Annotated in this window: 13 protein-coding genes and 1 pseudogene; 9 read left to right on the forward strand and 5 right to left on the reverse strand. The window is 73.4% G+C overall.

The features are described 5' to 3' along the window. Positions 1-10: 10 nt before the first annotated feature. Positions 11-1,315, forward strand: a complete 1,305-nt coding sequence (locus FJQ56_RS09895) for a cytochrome P450 (protein WP_140009238.1) — start codon at positions 11-13, stop codon at positions 1,313-1,315. A 103-nt stretch (positions 1,316-1,418) separates the two neighbouring features. Here the strand turns inward: FJQ56_RS09895 and FJQ56_RS09900 are convergent, their stop codons facing one another. Continuing rightward, positions 1,419-2,549, reverse strand: coding sequence for a fumarylacetoacetate hydrolase family protein (locus tag FJQ56_RS09900; RefSeq protein ID WP_140009239.1), 1,131 nt, complete (start codon positions 2,547-2,549; stop codon positions 1,419-1,421). After that, on the reverse strand, positions 2,546-3,202 hold the full coding sequence (locus FJQ56_RS09905; RefSeq protein WP_140009240.1) for a hypothetical protein: 657 nt from the start codon (positions 3,200-3,202) through the stop codon (positions 2,546-2,548). The genes FJQ56_RS09900 and FJQ56_RS09905 overlap by 4 nt, the downstream gene beginning before the upstream one ends. Positions 3,203-3,281: 79 nt before the next feature. Between FJQ56_RS09905 and FJQ56_RS09910 the strand changes: the two genes are divergently transcribed. The 4 genes from FJQ56_RS09910 (at position 3,282) to FJQ56_RS09925 (ending at position 6,822) form a co-directional block, all read left to right on the forward strand. Then, positions 3,282-3,770 (forward strand): FBP domain-containing protein, encoded by a 489-nt coding sequence (locus FJQ56_RS09910; protein ID WP_140009241.1) that lies wholly within the window; start codon positions 3,282-3,284, stop codon positions 3,768-3,770. A 10-nt stretch (positions 3,771-3,780) separates the two neighbouring features. After that, positions 3,781-4,347, forward strand: coding sequence for a TetR-like C-terminal domain-containing protein (locus tag FJQ56_RS09915; protein ID WP_140009242.1), 567 nt, complete (start codon positions 3,781-3,783; stop codon positions 4,345-4,347). A 31-nt stretch (positions 4,348-4,378) separates the two neighbouring features. Next, a complete protein-coding gene (locus FJQ56_RS09920; RefSeq protein ID WP_140009243.1) occupies positions 4,379-5,578 on the forward strand; it encodes a homogentisate 1,2-dioxygenase in 1,200 nt (399 codons plus the stop codon). 71 nt (positions 5,579-5,649) lie between these two features. Beyond that, positions 5,650-6,822, forward strand: a complete 1,173-nt coding sequence (locus FJQ56_RS09925; RefSeq protein WP_140009244.1) for a PQQ-dependent sugar dehydrogenase — start codon at positions 5,650-5,652, stop codon at positions 6,820-6,822. Between the two features lie 34 nt (positions 6,823-6,856). Here FJQ56_RS09925 and FJQ56_RS09930 read toward each other — a convergent pair whose 3' ends face one another. Together FJQ56_RS09930 and FJQ56_RS09935 are read right to left on the reverse strand one after the other, a co-directional pair. Next, on the reverse strand, positions 6,857-7,660 hold the full coding sequence (locus FJQ56_RS09930) for an ABC transporter permease (RefSeq protein ID WP_140009245.1): 804 nt from the start codon (positions 7,658-7,660) through the stop codon (positions 6,857-6,859). Next, positions 7,657-8,637 (reverse strand): ATP-binding cassette domain-containing protein, encoded by a 981-nt coding sequence (locus tag FJQ56_RS09935; protein ID WP_140009246.1) that lies wholly within the window; start codon positions 8,635-8,637, stop codon positions 7,657-7,659. The genes FJQ56_RS09930 and FJQ56_RS09935 overlap by 4 nt, the downstream gene beginning before the upstream one ends. Positions 8,638-8,742: 105 nt before the next feature. Here FJQ56_RS09935 and FJQ56_RS09940 point away from each other — a divergent pair, with 105 nt between their 5' ends. The 3 genes and pseudogenes from FJQ56_RS09940 to FJQ56_RS23000 form a co-directional block, all read left to right on the forward strand. Then, positions 8,743-9,594 carry a PfkB family carbohydrate kinase gene (locus FJQ56_RS09940; RefSeq protein ID WP_140009247.1) on the forward strand — a complete coding sequence of 284 codons (852 nt, stop codon included), beginning with the start codon at positions 8,743-8,745 and terminating at the stop codon, positions 9,592-9,594. Then, positions 9,591-10,496, forward strand: a complete 906-nt coding sequence (locus tag FJQ56_RS09945) for a pseudouridine-5'-phosphate glycosidase (RefSeq protein ID WP_140009248.1) — start codon at positions 9,591-9,593, stop codon at positions 10,494-10,496. The genes FJQ56_RS09940 and FJQ56_RS09945 overlap by 4 nt, the downstream gene beginning before the upstream one ends. Before the next feature lie 589 nt (positions 10,497-11,085). Next, positions 11,086-11,331 (forward strand): annotated as a pseudogene (locus FJQ56_RS23000) (helix-turn-helix domain-containing protein); the annotation flags it as partial. Positions 11,332-11,355: 24 nt separating this feature from the next. On the opposite strand, the gene FJQ56_RS23005 reads toward FJQ56_RS23000, so the two are convergent. Next, a complete protein-coding gene (locus FJQ56_RS23005) occupies positions 11,356-12,534 on the reverse strand; it encodes an MFS transporter (RefSeq protein WP_211350824.1) in 1,179 nt (392 codons plus the stop codon). 98 nt (positions 12,535-12,632) lie between these two features. On the opposite strand from FJQ56_RS23005, the gene FJQ56_RS09960 reads away from it, so the two are divergent. Further along, on the forward strand, positions 12,633-14,321 hold the full coding sequence (locus tag FJQ56_RS09960) for a DUF429 domain-containing protein (protein ID WP_211350825.1): 1,689 nt from the start codon (positions 12,633-12,635) through the stop codon (positions 14,319-14,321). Positions 14,322-14,519: the final 198 nt, after the last annotated feature.

Below are 14,519 nucleotides of genomic sequence, written 5' to 3' on the forward strand. Positions count from 1 at the left end.
CAATACAGGTATGCGAGTGGTGGGTGCGGTCAAGCAGCGCGTGGGGAAGTTCCTCCTCGAACGCACCATGAAGGACGGTATCGACCTGCGCAAGCTGCGGTTCCTGCCCGACTCGGTGACGATGCCGCTCAAGCGCGACGGGCTCGACCCGCTGCCCGAGATGGCCGTCGTCCGCGCTGCGGAGCCGGTCACCAAGCTGGCCACGCTGTTCGGCAAGGACATCTGGCTGGTCAGCGGCTACGACGAGGCGCGGGCCGCGCTGGCCGACGGGGCGTCGTACTCCAACGACCTGGGTCAGTTCGTCTCCCAGGAGGGGCGCAGCGACGAGGAGCAGATCGGCGGGCTCGGCATGATCGACCCGCCGCTGCACACCGCGCTGCGCCGCTACCTGACGCCGGAGTTCACGATGCGGCGCCTGGCCCGGCTCGGCCCGGAGATCGAGCGGGTCGTGCACGAGCGGCTCGACGCGATGGAGGCCGCCGGGCCCGAGCTCGACCTGGTCAAGGAGTTCGCCTTCCCGGTCCCGTTCCAGGTGATCTGCGAGCTGCTCGGGCTGCCGACCGAGGACCGTGAGCGGTTCTTCGAGCTCGGCGTCGCCCGCTTCGACCTCAGCTCGGGCGGTGTCGGGGTCTTCGGTGCCGCCGCGCACACCCGCGACTTCCTCATCAAGGCCGTGGCCGCGCAGCGCGCCGAGCCGGGTGAGGGCCTCATCGGCGCGCTCATCCAGGAGCACGGCGACGCCCTCGACGACGTCACCCTCGGCGGCATCGCCGACGGGGTGTTCCTCGGCGGCTACGAGACCTCGGCCTCCATGCTGGCCCTCGGCGCCTACCTGCTCGCCGAGAACCCCGACGCCATGGCGATGCTGCGCAACGAGGACGACGCCGCGGCCGTCGACCGCGTCGTCGAGGAGCTGCTGCGCCACCTCACCGTCGTCCAGATCGCGTTCCTGCGCTTCGCCAAGGTCGACCTCGAGCTCGGCGGCCGGTCGATCAAGGCCGGCGACGCGGTCGGCATCTCGCTGCTCGGCGCCAACCGCGACCCGTCGATGGCCGGTGAGCACCCCGACACCTTCGATCCCCACCGCGAGCCCACCAAGCATCTCGCCTTCGGCCATGGGATGCACCGCTGCGTCGGCGCCGAGCTGGCCCGCATGGAGCTGCGGATCGCCCTGCGCGCCCTGGCCCACCGCTTCCCCGACCTGCGCGTCACCGCCGACCGGTCCGACCTCGACTTCCGCAAGCTCTCGGCCGTCTACGGCGTCGAGGAGCTCCCCGTGCACCTCTACGGCGCCCGCGACCGCGTCCAGGTCTAGGTCCCCCCGCTGACCCGTCGCCCATGGGCGACGGGTCAGCGCATTTTTCGGATCGACCCGTCCTCCATGGGCGACGGGTCAGCGTGGTTGTCGGATCGAGCCGTCAGGGATGTGCGGGGGCGATGGTGCCGCGGACCTCGCCGAGGGTGAGGCGGGCGCCGGAGGTCGAGGGTGCGGAGTAGCGCAGCACCACCTCGTCGCCGTCGTCGAGCCAGGTCCGCTCGCGGCCGTCGACCACGAGCGGCTCGTTACCGCCCGAGGTCAGCTCGAGCAGGCAGCCGCGCTGGTCGCGCTCGGGGCCGCTGATCGTGCCTGAGGCGAACAGGTCGCCGGTGCGCAGCGAGGCCCCGTTGCTGGTGAGGTGGGCCAGCATCTGGGCCGGGCCCCAGTAGGTCGAGGAGTACGCCGGGCGCGAGAGCACCGACCCGCCCACCGCGACCTCGACGTCGATGTCGAGCCCGCGGGCGTCGTCGGGGGCCAGGTAGTCCGCGGGGCGCGGGTCCTGACCCGGCAGGTCGCACCACGCCGCGTCGAGGGCCTGCAGCGGCGTCACCCAGTGGCTGATCGAGGTGGCGAACGACTTGCCGAGGAACGGCCCGAGCGGCGCGGACTCGAAGGCCTGCAGGTCGCGGGCCGACCAGTCGTTGAGGCCGACGACCCCGAACACGTGGTCGGCGAGGTCGGCGGCGGCCACCGGGACCCCCGGCGGGCTCGGCGTACCCACCACGAAGCCGAGCTCGGCCTCGAGGTCGAGCCGTCGGCTCGGTCCGACGTCGCCGGCCCCGCGCTGGCCCGACGGCCGTACGACGTGGGTGCCCGACGGCACGACCGTGCCGGCGCGCCCGTGGTAGCCGATGGGCAGGTGCTTCCAGGCGGCCGGCAGGGGATCCCCGTCGGGGCGGAAGATCCGGCCCACGTTGGTCGCGTGGTGCTCGGAGGCGTAGAAGTCGACGTAGTCGGCGACCTCGAACGGCAGGTGCAGCACGACCTCGGACAGCGGCACCGTCGGGCTGCCCGACTCGGCCAGGAACGCGACCTGCTCACGGGTCTCGCGCCACACCTGCGGACCGAGCGCCATCAGGGGGTTGAGCGTGGCCGCCGCCAGCTCGGGGCGGTCGGAGAGCGCGGACAGGTCGAGCAGCGCGTCACCGAGCCGTACGCCGACCCGGCGCGGGCCGCCCGCGACGGAGAACACGCCGTAGGGCAGGTGGTCGAGGCCGAAGCCGTCGGTCATGAGAGGCCTTCCAGGTAGGTGAGGGCGGCCGGGACGTCCCGGGTCTGCCAGGAGCGGCACCACCGGCGTGCGGCGACGAGGTCGTCGGCGTCACCCCAGAGGCGGGCGGTGGTGGCCAGGGTGTCGAGGGCCGCGCCGATCGAGCCCCCGCTCAGGACGAACGGGAGCTCGCGGTCGAGGGCCGCCTCGATCCACGCCTCGGTCCATACCTCGGGCGAGGCCGGGTCACCGGCGTCGAGGTCGAGCACGAGGGCGCCCTCGACCGCGGCCACCTCGTCGGCGACCGAGAGCCACGAGCCGAGCGGGGGTCCCTGGACCTCGACGTGGAGCAGCACGTCCTCGGGGAGGTCGGCGTCGCGGGCCGCGACGAGGAACCGGCGGACGTTGGCGACGGGGTCGCCCGGGTCCTGCAGCCGTACGGTCGCCGCGACGATCCCGAAGGGACCGGCGGCCGCGCGGGCCAGGGCGGGCATCCCGCCGGCCCCGTCGACGGTGACCCGGAGCCCGCTGCGGCCGACCAGGCTGTCGAGGTCGCCCTGGTGGCACACGCGACAGCCGACGGCGGGCGAGTCGTGCACGGGCAGGGAGGCGCGGTCGGGGATCAGCCCCTGGTCGTCGACGAAGCCGACCAGGTACGCCGGGAGATCGCTCACCCGGCCAACCTAGCGAGCCGTCGTACGTGTACATCCTAGGGATTTGCCTAACACCTATAGGCAGACCTACCGTCGAGCCATGGACGCTCTCAGCACGAAGGAGATCCGCGGCTCGTTCGTCAACGCGACCAAGGGCGAGGCCCAGCGGATCAACCTGCCCGACGACCTCGGCGAGCTGGCCTGGGAGCAGCTGGACTTCCTCGGCTGGGTCGACCCGCGCGCCCCGCAGCAGGCGGCCCTCGTCGTACCCCGGGCCGACGGGCCGGTCGGCGTCCGGCTGCGCCGCAACCTCAGCGGCGGCTCGAGCCACAAGATGTGCTCGATCTGCTGCACCGTGCACCGCGCCAGCGGGGTCGGCCTGATGGTGGCCAACCGCGCCGGCCGGGCGGGTCGCGACGGCAACACGGTCGGGCTCGACATCTGCTCCGACCTGGGCTGCTCGGGCTACGCGCGGGGGTGGCGACCCCTGCCGGCGATCAGCCTGGTCGCCGAGACGATGACGACCGACGACAAGGTCGCGCGGATGCAGACCAACCTCGACACGTTCCTGCGCCGGGTCCAGCGATGAGGGTCCGGCGATGAAGGTCGGTCTCACCCGCGACGCGGTCGTCGCCGCCGCCGCCGACCTCGCCGACGAGGACGGCCTGCGCGCGCTCACCGTCAGCAGCGTGGCCCGCCGGGTCGGCGTGCGCACGCCCAGCCTCTACTCCCACGTCGCCGGCACCGACGCGCTGCACGCGGGCGTCTCGACGCTCGCCCTCGACGAGCTGGCCGACCTCGTCGACCGGGCGATCGCGGGGCTCGCCGGCCGCGACGCCCTCGTGGCGCTCGCCGACACCCACCGCGCCTACGCGCTGGCCCACCCCGGTCGCTACGAGGCCGCCGGGGTGGTCGACCGCGAGCTGACCCCCGACCTGGTCCGCGCGGCCGAGCGCCACAGCGCCCAGGCCCTGGCGGTCCTGCGCGGGTACGCCGTCCCCGAGGCCGAGCGCGTCCACGCCGTACGCCTCCTGGCCAGCCTGCTGCGCGGCTTCGTGCAGCTCGAGGCCGGCGGGGCCTTCGCCCACAGCGACCCGCCGAGCCAGCAGACGTGGACGCGGGCGCTCGACGTCCTCGACGAGCACCTCGCCGGGCTCGGGCGCTGAGACCGACGGCAGTCGGGGGTACCGTCCGAGCGTGGCGTACTACCGGCAGCTCGGCCAGGTCCCCCCGACGCGGCACACCCAGCACCGCGACCCCGACGGACACCTCTACTACGAGGAGCTGATGGGCGAGGAGGGCTTCTCGTCCGACTCCTCGTTGCTCTACCACCGCGGCGTCCCGTCGGCGATCGTCGGCTCGGAGGTCTGGGAGCTGCCCGACCAGGTGCGGGTGCCCAACCACCCGCTCAAGCCGCGCCACCTGCGGCTGCACGCGCTGCACACCGGCACCGACGCGGTGACCGACCGCCGGCTCGTGCTGGGCAACCACGACGTCCGGATCGCCTACGTCGTCACCGGGGTCGCGCCGAGCCCGCTCTACCGCAACGCGATCGGCGACGAGTGCGTCTTCGTCGAGGCCGGCTCCGGCGTCGTCGAGACGGTGTTCGGCGTGGTCGCCTACCGGGCCGGCGACTACGTGGTGATCCCCCGAGCGACGACCCACCGCTGGGTGCCGGCCGAGCCGTCCCGGCTCTACGCGATCGAGGCCAACAGCCATGTCGCCCCGCCCAAGCGCTACCTGTCGCGCTACGGCCAGCTCCTCGAGCACGCGCCGTACAGCGAGCGCGACCTGCACGGCCCCGACCCGGACTCGGTGGCCGGGCTGGTCGAGACCCATGCCGACGACACCGAGGTCGAGGTGCTGGTCAAGCACCGCACCAGCGCCGGGATCGTCGGCACCCGGCTGACCTACGCGACGCACCCGTTCGACGTCGTCGGCTGGGACGGCTGCCTCTACCCCTACACGTTCAACATCGACGACTACATGCCGATCACCGGCAAGGTCCACCAGCCGCCCCCGGTGCACCAGGTCTTCGAGGGCGACCGGTTCGTGATCTGCAACTTCCTGCCGCGCAAGGTCGACTACCACCCGCTGGCGGTCCCGGTGCCCTACTACCACTCCAACGTCGACAGCGACGAGGTGATGTTCTACGTCGCCGGCGACTACGAGGCCCGCAAGGGCTCGGGCATCGGCCTCGGCTCGATCTCGCTGCACCCCGGCGGCCACGCCCACGGCCCGCAGCCCTCGGCGATCGAGGCCTCGCTCGGCGCCGACCGCTTCGAGGAGTCGGCCGTCATGGTCGACACCTTCGCCCCGCTCGAGCTCGGCGAGGGCGGGCTGGCCGTGGAGGACCCCGACTACGCGTGGTCGTGGGCGCGCGACATCGCCGACTGACCAGCGACTGACCGCCGCCCGGGCGACGTACGCCGACCGGGCGGCTTGGCCGGGTCGGTCACCCTGGAGGCATGCGCCTGTTCTCCGCCCTCGTCTCCGCCGGGCTGGTCGCCGGCCTGGTCAGCGGCTGCTCCGACGACTCCGCGGGTGAGGCGAACCCCGACACCCGCACCGGCGGCGCCGCGTCCGACGGCCCCGGCGACCCCGATGACCCCGACGCCGAGGAGCTGCGGACCACCGAGATCGCGACCGGGCTCGAGACGCCGTGGGGTCTCGCGCCGCTGGTGGGCGGCGGGCTGCTGATCGGCTCGCGCGACAGCGGCGACATCCTGCTGGTGCCGCCCGGGGGCGCCGAGCCGCCGCGGGTCGTCGGGTCCGTCGACGGGGTGCGCGCCGAGGGCGAGAGCGGGCTGCTCGGCCTGGCCCTGGCCGACGACCAGGACACGCTCTACGCCTACCGCACGGGCGACACCGAGAACGGCATCGTCGCCATGACCTGGGACGGCTCCCGGCTCGGGGCACCGGAGGAGGTGGTGTCGGGCATCCCCGGCGGGGCGTCGTTCCACCAGGGCGGCGGCCTGGTCGTCGGCCCCGACGACCTGCTCTACGTCGGCACCGGCGACAACGGCGTCCCCGACGACGCCCAGGACCCCGACTCGCTCTCGGGCAAGGTGCTGCGCTTCACCCTCGACGGGGAGCCCGCACCCGACAACCCCTCGGGCACCGCCGTGCTGTCCCTGGGCCACCGCAACGTCGAGGGCCTGGTCTTCGACGCCGACGACCGGCTGTGGGCCGCGGAGTTCGGTCAGGACCGCTACGACGAGCTCAACCTGGTCGTGCCGGGCGGCAACTACGGCTGGCCCGAGGTCGAGGGCACCGGCGGTGGCGACGAGTACGTCGACCCCAAGGCCGTCTGGAGCACCGACGACGCCTCGCCGTCGGGCATCGCCTGGTGGGACGGCTCGCTGTGGCTCGCCGGGCTCCGGGGCGAGACCCTCTGGGAGGTCGCCCCGGGCCCGAGTGACGCCCCCGCACCCCGGTCCGGTGACGACCCGGACCCCGTCGCCTCCGTGGCGGCGGTCGACGTCGAGGACCCGGTCGCGCACTTCCGGGCCCGCTACGGACGCATCCGCAACGCCGTGTCGACCGCTGACGGCTCGGTGCTGTGGGTCGTCACCTCCAACACCGACGGCCGCGGCAACCCCGACGAGGACGACGACCGGCTGCTCGCGGTCACCCGCTGACCCACCCGCCGGCCGACCAGCCGTCCGACCCGCGTCAGCGCGAGTTGGACAACCGGAACTGCCGCACCGAGAGCGGCACGAAGACCACCAGGATCAGCACCACCCACAGCAGCGTGTAGATCACGGGGTGGTCCATCGACCAGGCGTCGGGAGCGGGCTGGCCGCCGGTGTTGCCGAAGAGCTCGCGGCTGGCCTGGGTGATCGTCGAGACCGGGTTGTAGAGCACGAACTGCTTGAGCACCCCGTCGAACGACTCGGTCGGCACGAAGGCGTTGGACACGAACGTCAGCGGGAAGATGACCACGAACGAGGCGTTGTTGACCACGTCGACGCTCGGGACCAGCAGGCCGACGTAGGCCATGATCCAGCTGATCGCATAGGCGAAGAGCAGCAGCAGCAGGAACCCGAGGAGCGCGTCGAGGATGCCCTCGCGGATCCGCCAGCCGACCACGAGCCCCGTCAGCGCCATGATGATCAGCGACAGCACGTTGTAGACGACGTCGGAGGTCGTGCGGCCCACCAGCACCGCCGTGCGTGACATCGGCAGCGACCGGAACCGGTCGATGATGCCCTTCTGCATGTCCTCGGCCAGGCCCGCGCCGGTGAACGTCGCGCCGAACACGACGGTCTGGGCGAAGATGCCGGCGACCAGGAACTCCTTGTAGTTGACCGAGCCGGGCGGCTCGATCGCACCGCCGAAGACGTAGGCGAACAGCAGCACGAACATGATCGGGCTGATCAGCACGAAGACGAGCACCTCGGGCACCCGCTTGATCTTGATCAGGTTGCGCTGGGCGACGACCCACCCGTCGTTGAGGGCCTGGGCGGTGGCGTTCATGAGGCGACCTCGCTGTCGTTGCTGCTGGTGTCGGACGGCTCGTCCTCGGCGGCCCGTCCGGTCAGGGACAGGAACACGTCGTCGAGGGTGGGGCGGCGCAGGCCGATGTCGAGGACCCGCACCCGCTCGCGCTCGAGCTCGTCGAGCAGCCGGCGCAGGACGGCGGTGCCGTCCTGGACGGCGGCGCTGAGCGCGCGGTCGTCGCTCTGCACGTCGCCGACCGCCATCGGGCCGAGCAGGCGCACGACGGTCTCGACGTCGCCGGTCTCGGCCACGACCACCTCGACCCGCTCGCCACCGGTCTGGGCCTTGAGCTCGTCGGCCGTGCCGCGCGCGATCGCCTGGCCGTGGTCGATGACGACGATGTCGTCGGCGAGGCGGTCGGCCTCCTCGAGGTATTGGGTGGTGAGCAGCAGGGTCGCGCCGGACGCGACCAGCTCACGGATCACGTCCCACATCTGCTGGCGGGCCCGGACGTCGAGCCCGGTGGTCGGCTCGTCGAGGATCAGCACCGGCGGCGCCGCGACCAGCGCCCCGGCGAGGTCGAGGCGTCGGCGCATGCCGCCGGAGTAGGTCTTGGACGGGCGGTCGCCTGCGTCGGCGAGGTCGAAGCGGTCGAGCAGCTCACGCGCCCGCACCTGCGACCGCTTCTTGCCCATGCCGTAGAGGCGACCGACCATCGTGAGGTTCTCGTAGCCGGTGAGGTATTCGTCGACGGCGGCGTACTGACCGGAGAGCCCGATCTTGGCGCGCACCCCCTTCGGGTCCTTGACCACGTCGACCCCGGCGACCACGGCCGTGCCGGAGTCGGGGACGAGCAGGGTGGCCAGGCAGCGCACGGCCGTGGTCTTGCCGGCCCCGTTGGGCCCGAGCAGGGCCAGCACGGTGCCCTCGGGCACCGTCAGGTCGAGCCCGCGCAGGGCCTCCACGGACTTGTAGCGCTTGACCAGGCCCTCGGCACGGATCATGTCGGGCATCTGGAACCTCTCGGGCGGTGGATGGTGCTCGAACCCTAGAGACCGCCACCGACAGCCGGACTCATCGCGCGATCGGACTCGGATCCCGTCTGGGACAGTAGGCGCGTGACCGGGGTCGTGGTGGTGGGCGGAGCCAACGTCGACGTCGTCGCCCGCCCCCTGCGCCTGGCCGAGCCGGCGACCAGCAACCCCGGCACCGTGACGGTGACCGCCGGCGGCGTCGCCCGCAACATCGCCGAGGTCCTGGCCCGCCTCGGTACGCCGACCAGCCTGGTCAGCGCGGTCGGCGGCGACCACCACGGCGACCTGGTCGTCGAGACCAGCACCGAGGCCGGCATCGACCTGACCCACCTGCGGCAGGTCGACGGCAGCACCGGTGCCTACGTCGCGCTGCTCGGTGCCGACGGCGAGCTCGTCGGCGGCGTCTCCGACATGACGACGTGCGACCTGCGTCCCGACGACCTCGACGCCGACCTGCTCGCCGGGGCCGACCTCATCGTGCTCGACGGCAACCTCGACCCGGCGACCCTCTCCCGGGCGCTCGACCTCGCCGGCAGCGTCCCGGTCGCGCTCGACCCGGTCAGCGTGCCCAAGGCGGCCCGGCTGCGCGAGACCCTGGCCGGACGGCGACTGTTCCTGGTCTCGGCGGGTGCCGCCGAGCTGGCCGTGCTCGGCGACGTCGACGCCGAGCTCGTCTGGGAGCGCCGCGGGCCCGACGGCTCGACCCTGACCGGCCCCGACGAGGCGGTCGACCACCCCGCGCTGTTCGTCGACGACGTCGTCGACGTGACCGGCGCCGGTGACGCCATGCTCGGGGCGTTCCTCCACGCCTGGCTGGGCGGGGCCGGCGCGGGCGAGGCGGCGGCGTACGGGCACGCCGCGGCCGCGCTCACCGTCGCCAGCGCCCACACCGTGCGACCCGACCTGACCGACGAGCTCGTGAGGAGCCTGCTGTGATCCACCCCAACGACGAGGTCCGCGAGGCGCTGCGCGACCACCGGCCGGTCGTGGCGCTCGAGAGCACGATCATCAGCCACGGCATGCCCTACCCCGACAACGTCGCCATGGCCACCGAGGTCGAGCAGATCGTCCGCGACGCCGGCGCCGTCCCGGCGACGATCGCCGTGCTCGACGGCGTCCCGCGGGCCGGCCTGACCGAGTCCGAGCTCGACCTGCTGGCCAGCCACCCCGACGTGGTCAAGGCCAGCACCCGCGACCTGCCCCACGTCGTCGCCCGCGGTCTGCACGGCGCGACCACGGTGGCCGCCACCATGCGGCTGGCGGCGCTGGCCGGCATCGACGTCTTCGTCACCGGAGGTCTCGGCGGTGTCCACCGCGGCGCGGCGCGGACCTTCGACATCAGCGCCGACCTGACCGAGCTCGCCGCCACGCCGGTCACCGTCGTGTGCGCGGGGGTCAAGAGCATCCTCGACATCGGACTGACCCTCGAGGTGCTCGAGACCAACGGCGTCCCCGTCCTGGTGCACGGCAGCGACGAGTTCCCGGCGTTCTACTCCCGCGCCAGCGGTCACCCCGCCCCGTCGCGCACCGACTCGGTCGACGAGCTCGCGGCGACGGTGGCCGCGGCCCGCTCGCTCGGCCTGACCACCGGCATCGTGGTGGCCAACCCGGTCCCCGAGGCCGACGAGATCCCCGCCGCCGAGATCGGGGCCGTGATCGACCAGGCCCTGGCCGACCTCGACCGGCTCGGCATCGACGGCAAGGCGGTCACCCCCTACCTCCTGGGCCGCATCGTCGAGCTCACCGGCGGGAGCAGCCTGACCACCAACATCGCGCTCGTGCGCCACAACGCACGGCTGGGCGCGGCCCTGGCCGTCGCCCACCGCGCCCTGGTCTGAGCTCCGGGGCGGGCGCCCACCGCGGCGCCGCGGGAATGCGACCCGGCCCGTGCGTGCTCGACAGGTCATGACCGATGACCGCCAGGCGTGGCACATGACGACCGGGAGCACCGAGCGACTCACGCGCGGATCGGCGTACGCCGAGCGCGGACCGCAGTGGTTGCTGGTGGTCGAGGGCGCGGCGCGACTCGAGTCGGGCGGTGCGGTGCACCTGCTGCAGGCCGGTGACGCCGTGCTGGTCGCGGCCCGCCACCAGGCGGTGCTGACGACCTGCGAGGGCACGACGCTGGCGGTCAACGACCTCGCGCTCGTCGTCCCGTCCTACCCGCTGCCGAGCGTGCTCGTCGTACGCGACTTCGCCGAGCGGCACAGCGGGATCGCCGCGCTGGTCCGGTTGTGCCCGGTGGTCACGCAGTGCGGGCCGGAGCTGATGACGGCCGGCTACGCCAACCTGCTCGGCTCGGCGATGACGGCCTCGTGGCTCGAGGACCAGGGCCTGTCGAGCCAGGCGCCGCCCACCGATCCGGTCGTGGCGACCGTCGTGGCCGCCGTGACCGACCGGCCGGGCGAGGCCTGGACGGTCGAGCGGATGGCCGGCCTGGTGCACCTGTCGCGCTCGGCCCTGGGCGAGCGGTTCCGGCGCGAGCTGGGTCGCAGCCCGGCCGAGGTGCTCCGCGACGCGCGGATGCAGGAGGCCCGACGGCTGCTGCGCGGCTCGGTCCCAGGTTCGGTCCAAGGCGCGGTCCAGGTCGAGCAGGTCGCCCACGCCGTCGGCTACGGCTCGGCGGCCGCGTTCAGCCGCGCGTTCGCCGCGCAGCACGGCGTACCACCCCAGGCGTGGCGTGCCGCCTCGAGCCGCTCAGCCACGCTCGGCCCGGCCGGCACGCAGCACCGCGAAGGCCAGCCCGCCCGCCGCCGCCAGGACGGCGCCCAACATCAGAGCCGCCACGACTCCGTGCCCGTCGACGAGCGCGCCTCCTGACGCCGCACCGAGGGTGATCGCGACCTGGAAGGCCGCCACCTGCAGCGACACGGCCGACTCGGACCGCTCCGGCTCCACGCGCGTCACCCACAGCTGCGTGGCGACGGGCACCATGTTGAACGCGAAGCCCCACAGCGCGATCCCGACGGCCAGCACGACGAGGGTGGTGGCCTGGGCGGTGATCAGGAGGCTCACCGCCAGCAGCACGGGCGCGGTCGCGGCGACCACCCGGAGGCGAGCGGCGAACCGCCCCGCGCTCAGGTTGCCCGCCAACCCGCCGAGGCCCCAGAGCAGCAGCAGCCAGGTGGTCGCCCCCTCGTCGACCTCGCCGATGGCGAGGCGGATGAACGGGTAGGCCGCGAAGTTGCCGAACGCGACCAGCATGACCGCACCGATCCCAGCCATCAGGTGCCGGTTGCCCAGCGCCTGCCGCAGCATGGCGAACCCCGCCCCCGCGCTGGCCGGCACCGACGGCAGCGTGCGCCCCAGCGCGAGCGCGCTGAGCAGGGCGAGACCGGCCGCGAGCCCGAACACCGCGCGCCAGCCCACGGCGTCGCCCAGCAGCGACCCGAGCGGTACGCCGACGATCGTGGCCCCGGTGACGCCCAGGGCGATCGAGGTGGCGACGACATGGTCGCGTCCCGGGGACGCGGCGGTGCCCGCCCCGAACGCGAACGACCAGTAGCCGGCGATCGCGACGCCCAGCACGAGGCGCGAGACCAGCAGCAGCACGAAGCTCGGGGCCAGCGCGACCGCGAGGTTGGAGACGGCCGCCGCGACGAGCAGGGCGACCAGGACGGTACGCCGGTCGGTACGCGGCAGCAGGACCGCGATGCTCGGCGCGGTGAACGCGCCGGCGATCGCGGTCGCGGCGACGGCGAGGCCGGCGGTGCCCTCGCTCACGCCGAGGTCGGCGGCCAGCGACGGCAGCACGCCGGCCGGCAGGAACTCGCTCGAGACGAGGATGGCGATGCCGGCGACGAGGGCGAGGATCGCCCCGGGGTGGGTCGCTCGCCCGGCCGTCATGGTGGGGGTGGGAGCAGGTGTCGTGGTCACCGTTCCAGCGTGCGGTGCGGCACCCGGGTCGGGTTGATCGGATGACGCGTGTGCATGATCGGTCGGCCGGTCCACGTGCTGCCCCCTATCTTGGCCACGTGCACTACGTCGGGATCGACCTCGCCTGGGGGGACAAGAAGCCGACGGGGCTGGCGGTCATCGACGCCGACGCCCGGCTCCTGCTGGTCAGCGCCGTGCTCGCCGACGACGAGATCGAGGCCGCCCTGGCGGCGTACGACGGCCCGTGCCTGGTCGCCATGGACGCGCCCCTCGTCGTTCGCAACGCGACCGGCATGCGTCCGGCCGAGCGCGAGCTGTCGGCCGACTTCCGCCGCTTCGACGCCGGCACCCACCCGTCCAACACCGGCAAGCCCGAGTTCGCCCACGGCACCCGTGCGGCCCGCGTCGCCAAACGGCTGGGCCTCGACATCGATCCGCGCTCAGGCCGGGCTCGGCGGGCGATCGAGGTCTACCCGCACCCGGCGACGATCGTGCTGTTCGGGCTCGAGAAGGTGCTGCGCTACAAGGCCAAGCCCGGTCGCGACCTCGAGCTGCTGCGCAGCGAGCTGCTCACGCTGATGGGCCACGTCGAAGGGGTCGTCACCACCGACGAGACCTGGGCGGCGCTGCGCACCACCGTCCAGACCGCCACCCAGAAGGCCCAGCTGCGGCGGGTCGAGGACCAGGTCGACGGGGTCCTGTGCGCCTACCTCGCGCTGTTCGCCGACACCCGCCCCGCCGAGGTCACCCGGTACGGCGACCTCGAGACGGGCTACATCGTCACCCCGACCCTGCCCCCCGCCCGGCCCGCGGCGCCGTCCCACGCCGAGGTCGTGGCCGAGGCGGTGCGCGTCTACAGCGCCCGCCACGCCGACCTGATGCGCGTCGGGCACGAGGCCGTCGACCTCGTGCGCGGCTTCCTCGACGAGGCGGGCATCAACTACCTGTCGGTCACCGGGCGCACCAAGACCGTCGCGTCGTTCGCCGAGAAGGCCGCACGCACCGCCGCCGGCCTCCCGCTGTACGACGACCCGCTGGCCCAGCTCACCGACCAGGTCGGCGTACGCGTGATCACCTACGTGTCGGGCGACGTCGACGCGGTCGCAGACGTCCTGGCCGAGCAGGTGCGGGTCGCCGACGACCGCGACCTCGGCCAGGAGACCGCGCAGGAGGGCCGCTTCGGCTACGCCTCGCGCCACCTGCTCCTCGAGCTCGCCACGCCCGAGGGCCCCCAGCTCGTGCAGGTGCAGATCCGCACGGTGCTGCAGCACGCGTGGGCCGAGTTCGAGCACGACATCCGCTACAAGGGCACCGTGCCCGACGAGCACGCCCACGAGTTCGACCGCCGCTTCACCCTGGCCGCCGGGCTGCTCGAGCTGGCCGACCGCGAGTTCGGCGAGATCCGCGACCGGCTGCGCGGTGTCGCCCCCGCGGTGACGACCGAGACGCCCGCCGACGACGACCCGCGCCTGGACCCCCGCGAGCTGGCCGCCTTCCTGGCCGGGCAGTACTCCGACGCCGAGTGGTCGCGCGCCGACCACTACAACTGGATCGCCGGGCTCCTGCTCGAGCTCGGCGTCACCTCGCTCGAGGAGCTCGGCGGGGTGCTGCGCGACGCCGACGAGGCCGCCATCGCCGAGCGGATGGACTACCGCCACCCGCCCGGCGCCGTACGCCGCCTCGACGACGCGCTGCTCCAGGTCTTCGGCGAGCGCTACGTCGAGCTCCACTCCAACGCCCACCGACGTGCTGCGCTCGCCCAGCGGCTCGAGCGGCTGCGGGGCTGACTGCCTAGAGCAAGGGCGTACGCACCGGCCAGGGCGTGGCTGATGGCCAGTGAGCCGACTTCCCGCCGCCCCAGCCAGCGAGCTTCGTCGGCAGGGTCGCGTACGACCGTTGATGAGCCGCGCGGCGCGCTGGTCGAACGGGCCGGGGCCTCCGGAGGACAGCCGACCGGTTTGTGCAGGTTCGTTGTCGTAGACAAC

It is taken from the genome of Nocardioides plantarum, assembly GCF_006346395.1.
GTDB classification, from domain to species: domain Bacteria; phylum Actinomycetota; class Actinomycetes; order Propionibacteriales; family Nocardioidaceae; genus Nocardioides; species Nocardioides plantarum.

Coding starts and splice junctions, on each gene's coding strand:
- FJQ56_RS09900 (WP_140009239.1), bottom strand. CDS start 2,549: ATGACCGACGGCTTCGGCCTCGACCACCTGCCCTACGGCGTGTTCTCC.
- FJQ56_RS09910 (WP_140009241.1), top strand. CDS start 3,282: ATGGACGCTCTCAGCACGAAGGAGATCCGCGGCTCGTTCGTCAACGCG.
- FJQ56_RS09935 (WP_140009246.1), bottom strand. CDS start 8,637: ATGCCCGACATGATCCGTGCCGAGGGCCTGGTCAAGCGCTACAAGTCC.
- FJQ56_RS09895 (WP_140009238.1), top strand. CDS start 11: ATGCGAGTGGTGGGTGCGGTCAAGCAGCGCGTGGGGAAGTTCCTCCTC.
- FJQ56_RS09925 (WP_140009244.1), top strand. CDS start 5,650: ATGCGCCTGTTCTCCGCCCTCGTCTCCGCCGGGCTGGTCGCCGGCCTG.
- FJQ56_RS09915 (WP_140009242.1), top strand. CDS start 3,781: ATGAAGGTCGGTCTCACCCGCGACGCGGTCGTCGCCGCCGCCGCCGAC.
- FJQ56_RS09930 (WP_140009245.1), bottom strand. CDS start 7,660: ATGAACGCCACCGCCCAGGCCCTCAACGACGGGTGGGTCGTCGCCCAG.